Genomic DNA, 19,246 nt, shown 5'->3' with positions numbered 1-19,246 from the left:
TGATTACGCATTAACGGTTGTATCTCAGACAGTTGATGCAGATCCCGATCTTTCACGTTCGCCATTAGAATTCTCGGATCTATTTGATGGAGTTAGTTGCCAAGCGTTGATAATTTATTTTTATCAAAGTAATTGTCCATTTCATTCATATATGCCTCAACTTTTGAATTTTTCATTAATCCTGACATTGCTACCTCACCAAAAAGCTTGAAACTATCCCCCCAGGCTTTATCACCTTCATATTTTAATGCTTGTTTTGCTTCATCATGGCATCGATTAACGACGAGATCTTGTATTAATAACGCTGTGTTTTTGCTAACAAGGTTGCTTTCTTTTTTGCTGATAGAAGTAAAATTGTTTACATCAGGATGCTTAGATATTGCAACGAAAATCCATTGCATTAGTAGCACCTTATCCGTGTCATTTGTCTTTTTAAGAAGGCATCTTGATAAGTCATCTGAGAATGGTCCTGATAAAGCATTTGATGACAACAAACATGTAAGTAATATGGCACTTAAGATCCGTTTCATTAAATTGCATCCTTACAATTATTAACTCGATCAGAGTATCAAACAAATATCAATCATCTTTGACTGTCGTCATATTTAAGGTACAAAAAGCTGTAGAGACCTAATATTATTGTGACTCATAAAGTCACATGGATATTTTCAATTCTGTTTCCCCCCCCTTGTTGAAGACAGAAAGAAACTCTCAAGATCATTATTTGCAGACAGATTGGTACCGCATGATTCGGATTATATTAATTGGAGTTACGTATTTTCTCCTTTAAGTCTTTTACTCTGATTTTCATGTAAATAGACACGGCCATTTTGTCATCTCCGTATGCTCCCTTTATTGCTTGTGCCATGCAATACGGATCTAGTTTTCTTTCTGCCACTTCTTCTAATGCCATCATATGTGCTATTTCGTCTATTTTCTGTTCTGCTTCAATGGTGTTATCTAGTGATTTTTTATATTTTTTTACTTTGTTCTTTGTCTCATTCAGTTTTTCAGGTATATCAACAAAGATGACATGGAGTAGCCCAGCCACAATAAGCAGTATGAAGCCCCAAGACATTATGTTGCCCATTGATGCTTGTATCTGATCTCCGCCAAATATATAAGCCAAAATAAGTCCGGCAACACAGATCAGCACAAGAACAACACGATCAGTGTTTTTTTGCTTAGTCTCTTCTTTTTTTATTTTATACTCAGCCCAATCAGCTTCTAGTTTCTTCGCCTTTTCATTTACCGGAACCGAAGGAATTGTGTTTTGAACATTTACTGGTACTGGTTCAACATTTTCATTAGTCATTTCTAGGAAGGCTGATCGTCTTCTCTTTCTCTTGTTGGCTCTATTTGTGTTGTCACCTGCATAATCATTCAATGGTTCCATGCGTTCATCCTTGATTAGTCATTCTTAACAAAGAGTAGCAAATGGACATGCCTGAGCAATGATCATGGTCATCTTCGTGGCATTATGAGAGATAGAACAATGGTAATTCAGGAGTAGTAGACGTTATCTATTACGGTATTGATAGTACTAATTAGGTGGATATGCCAGTCAACTGGTTGGATTACCGTGTTGTTATCGCGTAATTACGAAACGTGAGCGGCGGGGTAAAATTACGAAGCTATCTCTTCAACGTGGGGTGGTCAAGTTTGTGCGATTCGAGCAGCAAGTGTTGTTAATTAGATCGTTTTTTACTGAGCTGGATTTTACCTAATGCTCTCCGATCAAACTCTTACTTGACTTAATACTTGACTTACTTAGCCAGAAAAACAAAAAAGACTTACAACAAAACGCTGTAAGTCCTTGATATATCTGGTGGCCCCTCCCCGGTTTGAACGGGGGACCAAGCGATTATGAGTCGCCTGCTCTAACCACTGAGCTAAGGGGCCGTAATGGGTGGCATTATACGAATTGATGCACTGAGTGTCTAGTTATCAACAGGTTAGACGCTCATAAAAGCGTCAACCTGTGTGATATATACTATTCGTCCAGGAAACTGCGCAGTACTTCAGAACGACTTGGATGACGCAGCTTACGCAGCGCTTTAGCTTCGATCTGACGGATACGCTCACGGGTAACATCGAATTGCTTACCTACTTCTTCCAAAGTATGGTCAGTGTTCATATCGATACCAAAGCGCATACGCAGTACTTTCGCTTCACGTGCAGTCAGACCAGAGAGAACATCGCGGGTTGCGGCTTTCAGGCTTTCTGAGGTTGCAGCATCTGCCGGCAGAGCCAGTGTGGTGTCCTCAATGAAATCACCCAAATGCGAATCTTCATCGTCACCGATAGGGGTTTCCATGGAGATTGGTTCTTTAGCGATTTTCAGCACTTTACGGATCTTGTCTTCAGGCATACCCATACGCTCTGCCAGTTCTTCAGGATTAGGTTCACGACCCATTTCCTGCAGCATCTGACGGGAGATACGGTTCAGCTTGTTGATCGTTTCGATCATGTGTACCGGAATACGGATAGTGCGGGCCTGATCTGCGATAGAGCGGGTGATTGCCTGACGGATCCACCAGGTTGCATAGGTCGAGAACTTGTAGCCACGGCGATATTCAAACTTATCGACCGCTTTCATCAGACCGATGTTACCTTCCTGGATCAGATCCAGGAATTGCAGACCACGGTTGGTGTATTTCTTTGCGATAGAAATAACCAGACGTAAGTTTGCTTCAACCATTTCTTTCTTCGCACGGCGGGCTTTTGCTTCACCGATACTCATACGACGGTTGATATCTTTGATCTGTGCAATCGACAGTCCGGTTTCCTGTTCAACCTGTTGTAATTTCTGGATTGAACGCTGAACGTCTTCATCCATATTGGCCAGTGCAGTTGACCAAGGCTTACCGCTGCTTTTGGCAAATTCGAACCAGCCGTTGCTGGATTCATTGTTAGTAAACGCGGTAACGAAGTTTTTCTTCGGCATTTTTGCATATTCAACACAGTAGCGCAGGATCAAGCGCTCCTGAACACGAACACGCTCCATCATTTCACGCATGCTGTTAACCAGACGGTCAAACTGCTTCGGCACCAGACGGAATTCTTTGAATACGTTGGCTAATTCAAGGATCTGGACTTTAGCCAGATCGCTGTCACGGCCATTTGCTTTGATAGCATCACGTGTTATTTCATACTGAGTACGAAGTGCTGAAAATTTCTCACGAGCGACTTCAGGATCCGGACCAGTATCTTCTTCCGCATCATCATCGCCGTCTTCATCTTCATCTTCATCATCGGTATCATCTGCTTTCAGAGTTTCCTCGTCCAGGGCAGAACCGATGTTGGTTGCAGTCGGCGGTAAATCATCATCTTCACTGACGAAGCCGGAAATGATATCGCCCAAGCGAATATGACCTGCTTCGAAGCGATCGAATTGATCCAGCAGGTAAGTGATCGCTTCCGGATATTCGGCTACGGAACTTTGTACCTGATTGATACCGTCTTCAATTCGTTTAGCGATGTCAATTTCGCCTTCACGAGTCAATAGCTCAACCGTACCCATTTCACGCATATACATACGCACTGGGTCAGTAGTACGACCAATTTCAGACTCAACGGATGCCAGCACTTGTGCTGCAGCTTCGGCTGCATCGTCGTCGGCGGCATTGTTTTCGGTCAGCAACAGATCATCGGCATCAGGTACGTTTTCAACGACCTGGATACCCATGTCATTGATCATCTGAATAATGTCTTCTATCTGATCTGAATCAACGATATCTTGTGGCAGATGATCGTTTACTTCAGCATAAGTCAGATAACCCTGCTCTTTACCTTTGGCAACGAGGAGTTTTAGTTGCGACTGAGGGGTTTGCTCCATAGAACTCATCCGGTTGGTACTTCCTAAGGCTGATTTATCGCTCGGTGGCATAAAATCCGCCGATTATAAAGAAACGACGGCCGTTTTGCACGTTAACGACAAAGTAAAAATCCGCCCCGTTATATTTTGTATAACAAGGTAGTAGTTTGGTCAGTGCTGTTCTTGCATCAAGTAGCTATATTCCCGTAACCGGGCTGTGTTAATCATATAGTGCCGTCGGGCGGTAAATTCAAGCTGACGGTCACTTATTTCGTGGAACGTTTGTACTCTGTTAATAAAAACTGAAGTTCTTGCTTTTCTTCAAGACTCATTTGATTCTTTTGGAGTAAGCTGTCTAATCGTTGCTGCAGATAAAGATCCAACAGCCGATCACAGACATCTTCCAGTTCTTGCTGAATATTATCGCCAACAGCGACTTCATCCAGCATTGCCAGCTGAGCCAGTGCGCGTCCTTCACGGGTATCACGCCAGTGCTCCAGTAGCTGACCAGTGGACATCGGATTGTTATGCAGTTGCGTTAACAACGAGAGCAATACTTCAATGCCTGGTTCCTTTAAGGATTTTAGCACATCAGGCAGGGAAGGCAGTAATGCTGCCTGCTGAGGATGCTGCACAATCAGCGCAATAGCACGACGGATCAGTGTCAGTTTAATTTTACCGCTATTCTTATGTGTAGTTGCTGTCTGCTGGGCTTCCTGTTCCTGGCGGTGGAATATTTCGCGCAGCCGTTTTTCATTTTCACCCCAGCGCAGCTGCACAGACAGTTTGGTCAGCAGACTTTCGCGGTTAAATCCTTCCGGGACACGCCGGATCAGGGCGATAGCTTTATTCGCCAGTTCATTTTGTCCGGCTTCACCGCTTAAATTCAGATCCCGCGTCAGACGTTCAAACAGAAAGTCGGCATACGATTGTGCGTCGTCCAGTTTCTGTTCAAAAGCGCCGCGTCCGTATTCACGGATGAAACTATCCGGATCATGTTCCTGCGGCAGGAATACGAAGCGTAAATCTTTACCGTCCTGCAGACCAGGCAGCGCGTTTTCCAGCGCACGCCATGCGGCTTCGCGCCCCGCATTATCACCGTCATAACAACAAACGACTTCTGATGTAGTACGGAACAGCAGATGCATATGATCAGCGGTAGTCGAGGTACCTAGCGAGGCAACCGCATAATCGACGCCAAACTGTGCCAGTGCCACTACATCCATATAGCCTTCGACGATCAGGATGCGGGCAGGTGTACGGTGACGCTCTTTGACCTGATACAGGCCAAACAGTTCTTTACCTTTATGAAAAATGGGCGTTTCCGGCGAGTTGAGATATTTAGGTGTCCCATCGCCCAGTACGCGACCACCAAAACCAATCACCCGGCCACGACGATCGCGGATCGGAAACATGATCCGATCCCGGAAACGATCATAGCTACCACCGCCGTCACGGCCTATCAGCATGCCGAGTTCAATCAGCTGAGCTTCGGTTGCAGCGGAACGCACCAGTGTCTGGCGTAAGCCGTCCCAGCCACCAGGGGCATAGCCGATCGCAAATTGTTTTACGATCTCACCGGTAAGGCCTCGCCCTTTCAGATAGTCGATCGCCTGCGGGGCAGTTTTCAATTGATTCTGGAAATAACGTGTAGCCCATTCCATCAGTTGATAGTGATCGGCAGAAGGTGCCGGTCCCTGACTGTGAAATGGTTGATCGTTCGGTACGGTTAATCCATGCAGATTAGCCAGTTCACCAACTGCATCCGGGAAGTTCAGCCCGTCGTACTCCATCATAAAACCAATGGCGTTACCGTGCGCACCACAGCCAAAGCAGTGATAAAACTGTTTTTCCGGACTGACAGAGAATGAGGGTGATTTTTCGTTATGAAACGGGCAGCAGGCCTGGTAATTCTTGCCGGCTTTTTTAAGATGAACGCGACTATCGATTAACTCGACAATGTCGGTTCGATTTAGCAGATCATCAATGAAGGATTGCGGGATTTTACCAGCCATCTGAATTCCATCTGCCAATAGAATAAGCCGCGCAATCAAAAGAATGCGCGGCTTATCAAGAAAACTTAACGGTCTGTAGAATTAGTACAGACGGTTACGACGTGCGTTTTCGCGAGCCAGTTTCTTCATGTGACGCTTAACCGCAGACGCTTTAGCACGTTTACGGATAGTAGTTGGCTTTTCGTAGAATTCGCGGCTACGAACGTCAGACAGAACACCTGCTTTTTCGCAAGAGCGTTTGAAGCGACGCAGAGCTACGTCGAATGGCTCGTTTTCACGTACTTTAATAACTGGCATGTGCCTTTCACCTCGGTGTGAATGTTTTTCTGGCTGAAAGTCAGCCTTACTAAAAATGGTGCCGAATTTTAATCCTATGCATGGGGGTATGTAAACCCCGATCAGAACAAGCTGGAGTAAAAAACCGCTGAAATGTACCATAGCGCATAATAATCGGTGGGAATTTTACCGGAGTAACCGAAAAATGCGGGTATTAGGTATCGAAACATCCTGTGATGAAACCGGGATCGCGATCTTCGACGATCAACATGGGATCCTCGCGCATCAACTATATAGTCAGATTAAATTACATGCCGATTATGGTGGCGTGGTGCCGGAACTGGCCAGTCGTGATCATATCCGCAAAACATTACCGCTGATTGAAGCTGCGATGCAGCAGGCGGGTTGTCGATCCGAGGATCTGGACGGGATCGCCTATACAGCGGGTCCTGGTTTAGTCGGTGCATTGCTGGTCGGTGCGACGATTGCCCGATCTCTGGCGATGGCATGGAATAAACCGGCAATACCGGTCCATCATATGGAAGGTCATCTGCTGGCACCGATGCTGGAAGAACGGGTACCGGAGTTTCCTTTTATTGCGTTGCTGGTATCCGGCGGGCATACCCTGCTGGTGCGGGTGGATGGCATTGGTCACTATCAGATCCTGGGTGAATCGGTGGATGATGCGGCCGGTGAAGCCTTTGATAAAACAGCCAAATTACTGGGGCTGGATTATCCAGGGGGTTCTGCATTGTCAAAACTGGCTGAGCAGGGGACGGCTGGCCGTTTTGTGTTTCCGCGTCCGATGACAGATCGTCCGGGGCTGGATTTCAGCTTTTCCGGCCTGAAAACCTTCGCTGCGAATACCATTCGTAGTCAGGGAAGTGATGATCAGACGCGGGCTGATATTGCTCATGCTTTTCAGACAGCGGTAGTCGATACACTGGCAATCAAATGTAAACGTGCGTTGCAGGCGACGGGTCTGAAACGACTGGTCATTGCCGGTGGGGTCAGTGCCAATAAAGAATTACGCAGCCAGCTTGCAGAGCTGATGCATAAGCTCGGTGGCGAGGTGTTTTATCCGCGTCCGGAGTTCTGTACTGATAACGGTGCCATGATTGCGTTTGCCGGTATGCAACGTCTGAAAGCCGGACATACTACCGGTCTGGAAATTGTGGTGCAGCCACGCTGGAATCTGGAAACGCTAGCGCCGGTGACGTTTTAACGGATGGCGTGACCAGACCTGCGGCTCGTGGCCTTGCAGCAAACGGCTGATGTTCTCGTGATGACGCAGAATGATCAGGCAACAAAGCATGGCCACGGGCAGGGTATATTCCGGCTTCAGGCAGTAGGTGTAGAGTGGTGCCAGCAACGCCGCACCAATTGCCGCCAGTGAAGAGTAGCCGGTGAACAGCAAAACAATCAGCCAGGTCACAATCATAAAACTGCCCATATCCAGCCCGAGTGGCAGTAGTGCACCGAGCGCTGTTGCTACTCCTTTGCCTCCCCGGAAATGAAAGTAGAGCGGATACATATGTCCCAGACAGGCTGCAATACCGATAAATCCGAGATAAAGCGGTGGAATGCCCAGATACCAGGCCAGATAAACCGGAATGGTGCCTTTAAGCATATCCAGCAGAAAGACTATCAGCGCTGCCAGCCGGTTTCCGGAACGGAGCACATTGGTTGCACCAGGGTTGTGTGAGCCATATTCACGGGGATCCGGCAAATCACAAAGACGGCTAATCAATACTGCGTTACTGACTGAACCCAGCAGATAGGCTATACCTGACATGGCGAAAGTGAGAGCGAGCATAAGTCTCCTGACGTTGTTCGCGGGCACTATTTTTCTATCGGCGCTGGCTGGAGTATGATCCCTACCAGATACCCACGTTCCAGATTAGCAGAATTAGGATAAAACATGGATAAAGTCTTTATCGATCATCTTGAAGTCTACTGCACAATTGGTGTGTATGAGTGGGAAAAGCAGATCACCCAGAAACTGGTGCTGGATCTGGAAATGGATTTTGACACTCAGGCTGCCGGTGAGCAGGATGATATGTCACTGGCACTGGATTATGCGGCGGTGTCTAAGCGTGTGACCGATATGATCAGTACCTGTCCGATTGGATTGGTAGAAGCTGTGGCGGAACAGACCGCGCAGCTGTTACTCAGTGAGTTTCCTGTTTTACGGGTACGGGTACGGGTGACGAAGCCGGGTGCGGTGGTCAATGCCCGTGGTGTCGGGGTTGAGATCGTGCGGGAGGCATAATGGCCCGTATCTATATCGGTGTCGGTTCTAACATCGAGCGGGAGCATTACCTGCGGGCGGGCTGGCAGGCGTTGCAACAGGTGTTCTCTGCCTGTCGTTGTTCAACCGTATATGAAAGTGACGCGGTAGGTTTTGATGGCGCGCCTTTTTATAATCTGGTGATCGCAGCTGAAACCTCAATCAGTGTGGCTGAAGTGGCGGCACAATTGCGGGCGATTGAGTTTGCGCATGGCCGTCCGGCTGATGCACGCAAATTTTCCGGCCGGACGCTGGATCTGGATCTGCTGGCTTATGATGAACTGGTGATCGCGGCTCCGGTCGAGTTACCACGCAGCGAGATCCTGCATAATGCGTTTGTACTGCGACCGTTTGCCGAGCTGGCACCACAATGGCGGCATCCGCTGGCTGAGATGACCCTGGCTGAATTGTGGCGTGAATATGATGCCAGTCGCCAGCCATTGCGGGCAGTCGCCTTTGACTGGCGTTAAAGCCTTATTTATCGTTCCAGCGACAATGCACATCACGGATGGCAAAAATACGGCGGCGACTTAACTGCAGCCGTATTGCCTCACCGGTATAACCTGCCTCCACGATGGGTTTTACCGCCACAGCTACCGCAGCGTCGTAAGCCTGTTGTACATATTCCGGTTCCGGATATTCCCGTTCGGCAAAGCCCTGACGGCCATAAAAGTCAGCCTGACAGCAGAGTAACAGTTGCGATAAGCGTTCCGGTTTTCGCCAGACATCCAGACGATCAAATAATTTCAGCATCGTTGCCGGGCGCAACTGCAATGCGGTGTGCACTAATGAATGTAACTCACTGACCAAAATCGCCAGATCGCGACAGTCATTCGGCACTTTCAGCCGTTTACACAGTTCCCGGATCAACGGTGTGCCACGTTCACCGTGCCCATGGTGACTGGGAAGAATATGAGCCGGTGTCTGCGCTTTACCTAAATCGTGACAAAGGGTTGCGAAGCGGACTGCCAGCTGTTCACTGCGCTGGCTGGCCTCACGCAATGCCATCATCACATGAATGCCGGTATCGACTTCCGGATGCCAGTCCGGGCGTGCCGGTATGCCAAACAGGGCATCCACTTCCGGTAGCAGCACATTCAAGGCTTCACAATCATGCAGGATCTCGAAAAAGATCTGCGGATTTCGTCCGGATAATACTTTTTCAATTTCTTTCCAGATCCGTTCCGGTGTCAGATGATTAAGCTCACCACTACGGCTGAGCTTGCGCATTAAGGCCAGCGTTTCCGGGGCAATATAAAAACCGAGATGATGGAAGCGGGCTGCGAAACGGGCAACCCGTAATACGCGCAGCGGATCTTCACTGAAAGCGGGAGAAATATGTCGCAGAACGCGGTTATTGAGATCGCTGATCCCGCCATAAGGATCGTAAAGCTGGCCGTCCTGATCTTGCGCAATCGCATTAATGGTCAGATCACGGCGCAGCAGATCCTGCTCCAGCGTGACGTCCGGTGCGGCATAACAGGCAAAACCGGTGTAGCCTTTGCCTTGTTTGCGTTCAATTCTGGCCAGTGCATACTCTTCTTTCGTTTGCGGATGCAGAAATACGGGAAAATCACGTCCGACCGGCTGATAACCCAGATCTAATAAAGTCTGCGCTTCGCTGCCAACGACGACATAATCCCGCTCGGTCACTGGCAATCCTAACAGGGTGTCACGTACCGCACCGCCCACCAGATATATCTGCACTTATTCATACCTCTCGTTTCTCAGCTCGGATTATAGCGTGCTTTTGACTTCATTCGTGCTGCGGATTACTCTGCAATGAGTACTTACGGGATTAGCTGATTATGTATAAAGCATTTTTTAATCTGACGGATAATCCGTTTTCGATATCGCCGAATCCTAAATACCTCTATATGAGTGAACGTCATGCTGAAGCATTGACGCATTTATTATACGGTTTGCGTGATGGTGGCGGATTTGTACTGCTTACCGGTGAAGTCGGAACAGGAAAAACGACGGTTTCCCGTTGCCTGCGACAGCAGTTGCCGGAAGATACCGATCTGGCGTTTATCCTGAATCCGGCACTTTCAACAGAGGATATGCTGGCTTCCATTTGTGATGCATTCCACCTCACTTACCCGCAACCAGTCAGTCTGAAAGCGTTGTTTGATACGTTGCATCATTTTCTGCTGCAGAATCATCAGGCCGGACGGCGTACGCTGCTGGTGATTGATGAAGCCCAGCATCTGATGCCGGAAGTATTGGAGCAATTGCGATTGCTGACCAATATGGAAACGGATGATGCCAAACTGCTGCAGATTGTGCTGATTGGGCAGCCGGAATTACAGCAGCTTTTACGCCAGCCGTTATTGCGTCAGCTGGCACAACGGATCACGGCGCGTTATCACCTGCTGCCGCTGGATCTGAATGACGTAGATTCTTATGTCCGCTTCCGGATGCAGGTAGCCGGCAGCCTGCAGCCTGTCTTTACACCGTCAGCCATCAGAGCATTGCATCGCTTAAGTGGCGGGATCCCGCGTGTCATCAATCTTATCTGTGAACGAGCATTACTCGGTGCGTATGCGGCAGGATGCGAACGGATCAATGATAAATTACTGGCGCAGGCCGCCTATGAAGCAACGGGTGTCCGGGATGAAGGCAGTACCCGTTCTGTGCTGTCTTTTTCGCTGGTGGGGGTGTTAATGCTGGCTGCTGGCTGGTTTGGCTGGCAGCAGTGGGGGGTCTTGCCGCAACCTCCGGTGAAAAAAGTTTCTGTACCGGTGACGTTGCCGCCGGATGCCAACCTGCTTAAACATTTTGATCGTGTTATTGCGGAAGCCGATTATGAAGATCAGGCTATGCAGCAGTTGTATCGTGTCTGGGGTTTTGAAGCTGCTATTGATGAGGCGTCTTGTGATGCCGCGCAGCGAGTGAATCTGAGCTGTGTACAGGAATTTGGAACGCTGGATGATCTTCTGAAACTGAATTATCCGGCGGTTGTTCATTTGACGGAAGAAGATGGACGGGAAATCTATGCTGTCGTACTGCATGTTGCTGATGGACAAGCGGATTTACTGCTGGGTAGCGAGCGTTGGCAGGTCTCTGTGGAATGGTTAAATAAAGTCTGGGGACAAGGCTACACGTTCCTTTGGCAATTACCCGAGAGCGGTCATACGGTGATTTCGAAACGCAGTGGTGTGGCGGATGTCCGGTGGCTGGAAGCGGCTGTCAGTCAGGCATTACGTTTGCCTGTCCGCAATAAAGTGTCGCGTTTTGATGCGCAACTGACAGACAAAGTCCGTCAGTTCCAGAAACAGGAAGGGCTGGTTGAGGATGGCGTTGCCGGTGAGCAAACGTTACTGCGGCTAGTTATCCGCAGTCAGAAAGCGGTTCCCCGGCTGAACGGACGTATTCCGGCACAACAAACGGTTAGTAACAGTGATGAGATAGAAAATACGGGAGGAGATAGCTAATGTCATTACTCACTTCGGCCTCCCGCCAGGCAAAACGGGTAGAACAAGCGCACTTTTTTATGCCGGAACGGCTGCATGGTGAGCGGGGTAGCAAAGCCAGCTGGCTAGTCTGGTTGCTGGGGTTACCGGTTTGTGCGGTGCTGGGCGCTGCAACAAATTATGGCTGGCACTTATTGCACAATGAACCTGTGGTACAGCGGGTGGAAGTGCCGCACCCTACAGAGTTGCCATTTAAACCACTGAACCAGAATTATGAATTCGTGACGGAACCACTGCCAGAGGCAGAAGAACAGAATCTGGCGATGATTGACCCAGCGGCTCTCCCTCTTCCTGCTGAACAACCGGCAGCAGAGGAAGCGGATACCCGGAGTTCTCTGGAAAAACGTTTTATGCAGGCAGTTAATGAGACGGTTCAGTCTGAGCCTCCGGTAGTGCGGGCTCCGGCCACCGCTTCGTCGGATGCAACACCATTGGGGGCATTACCTCCCCGAATCAGTCAGCAGGTGCCGGCCATGAAATATGGTGCACATGTCTATTCCTCAATACCGGCTAGCCGCACGATCAATATCAATGGCCGGGATTATCATGAAGGCGATGAAGTTGTCAGCGGTGTGGTGTTATTACGCATCGAATCCGAAGCCAGTATTTTTCGGGTTGGCTCGCAAAGTTTTAGTTTAAATGCGCTGACTGACTGGCAGGGCTATTGAAAGCATGATCTGGCGGGTGCACTATAAACTATTGAGTTAAAAGGTAAATGAACCGATGTTAACGGATGATTTACACAGAAGGCCGGAGAGACCTGCATGAGCAATGAAGTTGAACTGAAGTTTCTGGTCACCGACGATGTATTTTCGTATCTGGAACAGGTACTGAGTTCACTGGGTGCGAAAGAACAACAAGATCAACAGCTGGAAAATATCTATTTTGATACAGCCGATCAGCAGTTGCGGGCGCTCGATTGTGGTCTGCGGATCCGTACTTATAGCGGTAAACACGAACAGACGATTAAACTGGCCGGACAAGCTGTCGGGGGATTGCATCAACGGCCTGAATACACATTGCCGAGTAATAATCCCTGGCCTGATTTACGGGCCTTTCCGGCGGAGATATGGCCGGAAGGGACCGATGTCGGTTTGCTGCAACAATCATTAACCACGCTGTTTCGCACCGATTTTCATCGCAGAACATGGACTGTTGCCCTGCAGGACGACTCTCTGATTGAGATTGCCTATGACATTGGTTCTATCGATGCCAATGGCCAGAACGAACCCATCAATGAAGTTGAACTGGAAATTGTCTCCGGTCCGGTAGCACCGCTGTTTAAACTGGCAGAATTACTCGTAACGCGTCCCGGCTGGCAACTGGGTTGTGCTTCCAAGGCGCAACGTGGTTACCGGCTTGCAGGTCTGAGCGCCGAGCCGGATGTTCGCCGAATGGGGTTTGTACCTGTTACCCCGGAACAGACGGCAGAAGAAGGATTAATCACCGCATTACAGTATGCGTTGCGCCACTGGCAGTATCATGAACAGCTTTATATGCAACAGCCATCCATTGGGGCGTTGTTACAATTGCGCAGTGCGGTCACGTTGATTCAGCATACCCGTTTGCTGTATGCGGATGTTTATGCCGTGTTAACCCCCGTCGACTGGGAAACAGATCTGGCATGGCTGGTGGAACAATTGTCGTGGCTGGATGAAGCGCTGGTGTTACAGCGTATGCAATTTGAATATCGCCAGATGCTGAAAAATGCGCCGTGCCAGAGTGAGCTGGCCAGTGAGATCCAGCGTCATGAACAGCTGTTGCCGACAGAGAAACAGACGCAGGCCCTGTTATTGTCAGTTCACTATTGTCAGACGCTATTAAAATTATCTTCCTGGATGGCATTACATAAAGCGGATAATCCGCATAGTCCGGGTCTGGTGCAGCCGATTCATTCACTGGCCGTGGTTGCATTAGACAATAGCTGGCAGGAATTGCTATCGATGTCAAAACTGAGTGATGCGCTGGATCATGCCAGTTATCAGCACTTACGGGAAATGCTGCGGCACAATCTGCAGGTAGGGGTCTGTTTTGCTACGTTGTTTGATACGGAACGTCAGCAAGGATTCCGGTTACCGTGGCTGAATATGCTGGGGCGGTTAACTGACCTGGAACATATTGAATGGATTTTTGAAGCAGCCACGAATATGGCTTGCCCGTATCAGCAGGAATTGAATGACTGGTTGCAGAAAGAGTTAAAACCACAGCTGATTGAACTGGATCAGATCCGCCAGCGTGGTATCGGGATGCAGCCTTACTGGGAATAAATCATTCTGATGCAGAAATGACAAGGGACAGCATATGCTGTCCCTTATTTTATCCGGTCACCGACCCGATTTATTTCTGTTGTCGTTTCATCGACTCGAAGAATTCATCGTTGGTTTTGGTCAGCGAAAGCTTGTCGATCATGAATTCCATCGCATCGATCTCGCCCATCGGGTGAACGATCTTACGCAGGATCCACATCTTTTGCAGTTCATCCGGCGCAGTCAGCAACTCTTCACGACGAGTACCAGAACGAGTGATATCAATCGCAGGGTAAACACGTTTCTCTGCAATCTTACGAGACAGATGCAGTTCCATGTTACCGGTGCCTTTGAATTCTTCGTAGATCACTTCATCCATCTTCGAACCGGTATCGACTAACGCAGTCGCGATGATGGTCAGAGAACCACCTTCTTCCACGTTACGTGCGGCACCAAAGAAGCGTTTTGGACGATGCAGAGCATTGGCATCCACACCACCGGTCAGTACTTTGCCTGATGATGGGATCACGGTGTTGTAGGCACGCGCCAGACGAGTGATCGAATCGAGCAGGATCACCACGTCTTTCTTGTGTTCTACTAAGCGTTTGGCTTTTTCGATAACCATCTCAGCAACCTGCACGTGACGTGTTGCTGGCTCATCGAAGGTAGAAGCAACGACTTCACCTTTCACCATGCGCTGCATTTCGGTTACTTCTTCCGGGCGCTCATCGATCAGCAGAACGATCAGTTCGCAATCAGGATGGTTGCTGGTAATACTCTGGGCAATGTTTTGCAGCAGAATGGTTTTACCGGCTTTTGGTGGTGCCACGATCAGACCACGCTGACCTTTCCCGATAGGCGAAGCCAGATCAAGGATACGGGCAGTGATATCTTCGGTTGAACCATTACCACGTTCCAGACGCAGACGCTTGGTCGGGTGCAGCGGTGTCAGGTTTTCAAACAGGATCTTGTTACGGGCATTTTCCGGACGGTCGTAGTTGACGGTATCAACTTTCAACAGTGCGAAATAACGTTCACCTTCTTTCGGCGGACGGATTTTGCCGGAAATAGTGTCGCCGGTACGCAGGTTGAAGCGGCGCACCTGGCTTGGGGATACATAAATGTCATCCGGGCCGGCAAGATAAGAGCTATCAGCGGAACGCAGGAAACCAAAACCATCCTGCAGAATTTCCAGCACGCCATCACCAAAGATGTCTTCCCCGCTTTTCGCATGGGCTTTGAGAATGGCAAAAATGATATCTTTTTTATGCAGACGGGCCAGATTTTCCAGGCCCATAGATTCGCCCAGATGTACCAGTTCAGAGACTGCGGTATTCTTTAGTTCAGTTAGATTCATAGAGGTGATGTAGTTTCGGGAATTGCAATAGGGTTGGATTGACTGCTGGAGAGCGCGCATCGAGCGGATATGAACAGCATCGTTTAACCAAATTAGCACCAATTTATCGGGGCGTCCAGCTATCTGCAGTGAGAAATGGATGAAAATCAGGCATTATTAAAAATAGAGGAGGCCTGAAGCCTCCCCGGGGATAACGATTACAGATGGGCGTCGAGAAACTCTTTCAGCTGAGTTTTAGACAGTGCGCCAACCTTGGTGGCGGCAACAGCACCGTTCTTGAACAGCAGCAGGGTAGGAATACCACGAATACCGAATTTTGGTGGAGTACCAGAGTTCTGATCGATGTTCAGCTTGGCAATAGTCAGTTTACCGGCATATTCGCCTGCAACTTCGTCAAGAATCGGGGCAATCATTTTGCATGGACCACACCATTCAGCCCAGAAATCAACCAGAACCGGGGCGGAAGCATTCAGTACGTCATTCTCGAAGCTGGCATCAGTCACGTGTACAATTTTGTCACTCATTTTTTACTCCACATTTGCAATTCGTTTGCTCTAAACAATATAGGGGTACGAAGATGCAAATTAAAGGGATCAAGAAATAAAAGCCAAACAGTTACCCTAATTAAAGGATACTGTTTATTATTGCAAGTCTAATTCAATAAGCATATTGCCCATGAGCAAAACACATCTTACAGAGATCACATTCGCTGAACTCGGACTGGAACCACAAGTTCTGGCCGGCGTGGAAGCTAAAGGCTTTCATAATTGCACGCCTATTCAGGCGGAAACTATACCTCTGCTGCTGACCGGGAAAAACATTGCGGGCCAGGCACAGACCGGTACCGGCAAAACGATCGCGTTTCTTGCCGGTACATTCAACTATTTACTGACTCATTCAGCAAGTGCTGAACGTCGTCAGAATCAGCCGCGTGTGCTGATCATGGCGCCAACCCGTGAACTGGCCGTACAGATTTATAACGATGCGGTTCCGATGTCTGAAAGCTGTGGCTTTAAGATGGGGCTGGCTTACGGTGGTGATGGCTACGATAAGCAGCTGGCCGTATTGCAGGAAGGTGTTGATCTGCTGATCGGAACCACTGGCCGTATTATCGATTATCTGAAACAGGGCATTATTGACCTGGGTGCCATTCAGGTTGTTGTGCTGGATGAAGCGGATCGTATGTTCGATCTGGGCTTTATCAAGGACATCCGTTTTCTGTTCCGTCGGATGCCGCCGCCAGCGCAACGTCTGAACATGCTGTTCTCTGCCACCTTGTCACTGCGTGTGCAGGAGTTGGCTTATGAACACATGAATGAGCCGCAGCATATCCAGATCGAACCGGAACAAATGACCGGTCAGCGCATCAAGGAAGAGCTGTTCTATCCTTCTAACGAAGACAAGATGCTGCTGTTACTGACGCTGATGGAAGAAGACTGGCCGGAAAAAGCGATCATCTTCGCCAATACCAAACACGGTTGTGAAGATGTGCATGCCTGGTTGCAGGCGGATGGCCATCGTGTCGGTCTGCTGACCGGTGATGTGCCACAGAAGAAACGTCTGAAGATCCTGGAAGATTTTACTGCCGGTCTGCTGGATGTGCTGGTGGCGACTGATGTGGCGGCTCGTGGTCTGCACATTCCGGATGTAAGTCATGTGTTTAACTATGATTTACCGGATGACGCGGAAGATTATGTGCATCGTATCGGCCGTACTGGTCGTGCTGGCCGTAGCGGACATGCAATCAGCTTCGCTTGCGAAGATTACGCGTTCAACCTGCCTGAAATCGAAGAATATACGCATCATCCGATTCCGGTCAGCAAGTATGATCCAAGTGCATTGCTGGATGATGTGACAGCGCCAAAACGCGTGGTCCGTCATCGTCTGCCGGTAAACCGTAATATGCGTGATCGCCAATCGACAGGCCGTCGCCGTCCGGGTAATAAATCTTAACGACAGGATGTCTCTTTTGGATCAATCTCCGTTATATGCCGCAATTGATCTTGGCTCGAATAGTTTTCACATGCTGATGGTACGGGAAGTGGCAGGTGCCATCCGTACCGTTGCCAAGGTTAAACGCAAGGTTCGTCTGGCTGCCGGACTGGATACCGAACACAATCTGAGCCTGGAAGCGATGGCGCGGGGCTGGGACTGTCTGCGTTTGTTCGCTGAACAGTTGCAGGATGTGCCACGGGAAAATATCCGGGTGGTGGGGACGGCGACTTTGCGTCTGGCACGTAACGTTGATTCATTCCTGCTCATCGCTGAACAGGTGTTGGGACATAAAATCGAGATCATTTCCGGCGAAGATGAAGCCCGTACCATTTACCAGGGGGTGTCCTGGACATCCAGTGGTGAAGGTAATCGTCTGGTGATCGATATCGGTGGCGCCAGTACGGAGCTGGTGATTGGTGAAAGTAATGAAGCCAAGCTGCTGAACAGTCTGCATATGGGCTGTGTTATTTGGATCAAACGCTATTTTGCGGATGGTCTGCTGAACGAGGCTAATTTCACTGCGGCTATTGATGCAGCCAAGGCGGTTTTGCAGGATGTTGCGCCGGGATACCGGGAGCTGGGCTGGCTGAGTTGTGTCGGTGCATCCGGTACGGTGCAGGCATTGCAGGAGATCATGATTGCACAGGGACGCAGCGAACGGGTGACACTGGCCAAGCTGTATGAGCTGAAAGCGCAAACGATCATCTGCGGGCATCTGGATATGCTGGTGTTGCAAGGGCTGATGCCGGAACGGCTGAGTGTCTTTCCGTCCGGACTGGCGATCCTGATTGCGATCTTTGAGACGCTGCATATCGAAAACATGACACTGGCAGGTGGTGCGCTGCGTGAAGGGCTGATTTACGGCATGGTTGGTAAAAACCGTAGCTGTGATGTCCGCGAACGCGCTGCGGATAGCCTGATCACCCGTTATCAGATGGATCGTATTCAGGCTGAACGGGTGCGGGATGCGGCATTATATGCATTCCAGCAGGTGCAGAAAGAGTGGCAACTGAGTGAGCAGTACGGGCGTCCGATGCTGCGCTGGGCGGCCATGCTGCACGAACTCGGGTTGTGTATTGAATATAAGAAAGCACCACAGCATGCTGCTTATATCATTGATAATATTGATATGCCAGGCTTTACGCCGGCACAGAAACAGTTGCTGTCAGCACTGGTATATAACCAGCGTGACAGCTTTAAACTGGACGTGCTGGAAAAGCAGAATGCAGTTTCTTTGCGTCAGGCCTGCCGCTTAGCCCGTCTGCTGCGATTTGCCATTATTCTCTGTATGCGCCGGACTGAAGGTTCTGTCCCGCGTTTTGTTCTGGAAGCCAATGATGAACAGCTGATGCTTCGTCTGCCTCTGGGCTGGATGAATGAGCATTATCTGCGGGCATCGGAATTACAGCTGGAAGCAGAACGTCAGACTGCGATGGGCTGGCCAACCTCAATTGAGGAAGCTGACATCTGAGTTACTGACAGGCAGGTTCTCCTGCCTGTTTTATTTCCCGCCTGTTTATCGGTTCTCTCCTTTGCTTATATCCTCTGCTGTTCATCTTAATTTGTCTTTTTATTTTCATTAATAAAATACCAATTAGATTTATATTGATACCAATAAGATACCTTTGTGATCTTTGTCGCTTTTTTATATTCCCATAGGTTCTATATTGATACTGCACAACATCACAACTGAAACGAAAAATTTCAGCTGCATAAAAAAGAATATGTCGATGGAGATGACGATCCACGTCACTGAGGCTGGAAACTGAGGAGC

General features: G+C 49.0%; 17 protein-coding genes and 1 tRNA gene. 8 read left to right on the top strand and 10 right to left on the bottom strand.

The window, feature by feature from the left end:
* Positions 1–92: 92 nt before the first annotated feature.
* The 6 genes from TOLA_RS13605 to rpsU form a co-directional block, all read right to left on the bottom strand.
* Positions 93–530 carry a hypothetical protein gene (locus TOLA_RS13605; RefSeq protein ID WP_015879716.1) on the bottom strand — a complete coding sequence of 146 codons (438 nt, stop codon included), beginning with the start codon at positions 528–530 and terminating at the stop codon, positions 93–95.
* Between the two features lie 230 nt (positions 531–760).
* Positions 761–1,396 carry a hypothetical protein gene (locus TOLA_RS13600; RefSeq protein ID WP_015879715.1) on the bottom strand — a complete coding sequence of 212 codons (636 nt, stop codon included), beginning with the start codon at positions 1,394–1,396 and terminating at the stop codon, positions 761–763.
* A 430-nt stretch (positions 1,397–1,826) separates the two neighbouring features.
* A tRNA-Ile gene (locus TOLA_RS13595) sits at positions 1,827–1,902 on the bottom strand.
* A gap of 91 nt (positions 1,903–1,993) precedes the next feature.
* The gene (gene rpoD / locus TOLA_RS13590; protein WP_015879714.1) at positions 1,994–3,847 is read right to left on the bottom strand and encodes an RNA polymerase sigma factor RpoD; all 1,854 of its coding nucleotides are present in this window, start codon (positions 3,845–3,847) and stop codon (positions 1,994–1,996) included.
* Between the two features lie 236 nt (positions 3,848–4,083).
* Entirely contained in the window at positions 4,084–5,832 is a 1,749-nt protein-coding gene (gene dnaG / locus TOLA_RS13585) for a DNA primase (RefSeq protein WP_015879713.1), read from the bottom strand.
* Positions 5,833–5,913: 81 nt separating this feature from the next.
* The gene (rpsU, locus tag TOLA_RS13580; protein WP_015879712.1) at positions 5,914–6,129 is read right to left on the bottom strand and encodes a 30S ribosomal protein S21; all 216 of its coding nucleotides are present in this window, start codon (positions 6,127–6,129) and stop codon (positions 5,914–5,916) included.
* Between the two features lie 184 nt (positions 6,130–6,313).
* Between rpsU and tsaD the strand changes: the two genes are divergently transcribed.
* Complete coding sequence (gene tsaD, locus TOLA_RS13575) at positions 6,314–7,333, top strand: tRNA (adenosine(37)-N6)-threonylcarbamoyltransferase complex transferase subunit TsaD (protein WP_015879711.1); 1,020 nt, start codon at positions 6,314–6,316, stop codon at positions 7,331–7,333.
* Here tsaD and plsY read toward each other — a convergent pair.
* Positions 7,313–7,924: a glycerol-3-phosphate 1-O-acyltransferase PlsY gene (plsY, locus tag TOLA_RS13570; protein WP_015879710.1), complete on the bottom strand. Its 612-nt coding sequence runs from the start codon at positions 7,922–7,924 to the stop codon at positions 7,313–7,315. The genes tsaD and plsY overlap by 21 nt on opposite strands.
* A 105-nt stretch (positions 7,925–8,029) precedes the next feature.
* On the opposite strand from plsY, the gene folB reads away from it, so the two are divergent.
* Entirely contained in the window at positions 8,030–8,380 is a 351-nt protein-coding gene (folB, locus tag TOLA_RS13565; RefSeq protein WP_015879709.1) for a dihydroneopterin aldolase, read from the top strand.
* The gene (gene folK, locus TOLA_RS13560; RefSeq protein ID WP_015879708.1) at positions 8,380–8,868 is read left to right on the top strand and encodes a 2-amino-4-hydroxy-6-hydroxymethyldihydropteridine diphosphokinase; all 489 of its coding nucleotides are present in this window, start codon (positions 8,380–8,382) and stop codon (positions 8,866–8,868) included. Before folB ends, folK begins: the two co-directional genes overlap by 1 nt.
* A gap of 4 nt (positions 8,869–8,872) precedes the next feature.
* On the opposite strand, the gene TOLA_RS13555 is transcribed toward folK, so the two are convergent.
* On the bottom strand, positions 8,873–10,105 hold the full coding sequence (locus TOLA_RS13555; protein ID WP_015879707.1) for a multifunctional CCA addition/repair protein: 1,233 nt from the start codon (positions 10,103–10,105) through the stop codon (positions 8,873–8,875).
* Positions 10,106–10,206: 101 nt separating this feature from the next.
* Here TOLA_RS13555 and TOLA_RS13550 point away from each other — a divergent pair, with 101 nt between their 5' ends.
* The 3 genes from TOLA_RS13550 (at position 10,207) to TOLA_RS13540 (ending at position 14,141) form a co-directional block, all read left to right on the top strand.
* The gene (locus TOLA_RS13550; protein WP_015879706.1) at positions 10,207–11,835 is read left to right on the top strand and encodes an ExeA family protein; all 1,629 of its coding nucleotides are present in this window, start codon (positions 10,207–10,209) and stop codon (positions 11,833–11,835) included.
* Positions 11,835–12,542 carry a general secretion pathway protein GspB gene (locus tag TOLA_RS13545; RefSeq protein ID WP_015879705.1) on the top strand — a complete coding sequence of 236 codons (708 nt, stop codon included), beginning with the start codon at positions 11,835–11,837 and terminating at the stop codon, positions 12,540–12,542. The genes TOLA_RS13550 and TOLA_RS13545 overlap by 1 nt, the downstream gene beginning before the upstream one ends.
* A 96-nt stretch (positions 12,543–12,638) precedes the next feature.
* Positions 12,639–14,141, top strand: coding sequence for a CYTH and CHAD domain-containing protein (locus tag TOLA_RS13540; RefSeq protein ID WP_015879704.1), 1,503 nt, complete (start codon positions 12,639–12,641; stop codon positions 14,139–14,141).
* Between the two features lie 70 nt (positions 14,142–14,211).
* On the opposite strand, the gene rho is transcribed toward TOLA_RS13540, so the two are convergent.
* The gene (gene rho, locus TOLA_RS13535) at positions 14,212–15,477 is read right to left on the bottom strand and encodes a transcription termination factor Rho (RefSeq protein WP_015879703.1); all 1,266 of its coding nucleotides are present in this window, start codon (positions 15,475–15,477) and stop codon (positions 14,212–14,214) included.
* Positions 15,478–15,674: 197 nt separating this feature from the next.
* A complete protein-coding gene (gene trxA / locus TOLA_RS13530) occupies positions 15,675–16,001 on the bottom strand; it encodes a thioredoxin TrxA (RefSeq protein WP_015879702.1) in 327 nt (108 codons plus the stop codon).
* 151 nt (positions 16,002–16,152) lie between these two features.
* Between trxA and rhlB the strand changes: the two genes are divergently transcribed.
* Together rhlB and gppA are read left to right on the top strand one after the other, a co-directional pair.
* Positions 16,153–17,430, top strand: coding sequence for an ATP-dependent RNA helicase RhlB (gene rhlB / locus TOLA_RS13525; RefSeq protein WP_015879701.1), 1,278 nt, complete (start codon positions 16,153–16,155; stop codon positions 17,428–17,430).
* A gap of 16 nt (positions 17,431–17,446) precedes the next feature.
* On the top strand, positions 17,447–18,943 hold the full coding sequence (gene gppA, locus TOLA_RS13520; RefSeq protein WP_015879700.1) for a guanosine-5'-triphosphate,3'-diphosphate diphosphatase: 1,497 nt from the start codon (positions 17,447–17,449) through the stop codon (positions 18,941–18,943).
* Positions 18,944–19,246: the final 303 nt, after the last annotated feature.

Origin of the sequence: Tolumonas auensis DSM 9187 (assembly GCF_000023065.1) — a bacterium.
GTDB classification, from domain to species: domain Bacteria; phylum Pseudomonadota; class Gammaproteobacteria; order Enterobacterales; family Aeromonadaceae; genus Tolumonas; species Tolumonas auensis.
This window is presented reverse-complemented; position numbering and strand designations above follow the sequence as displayed.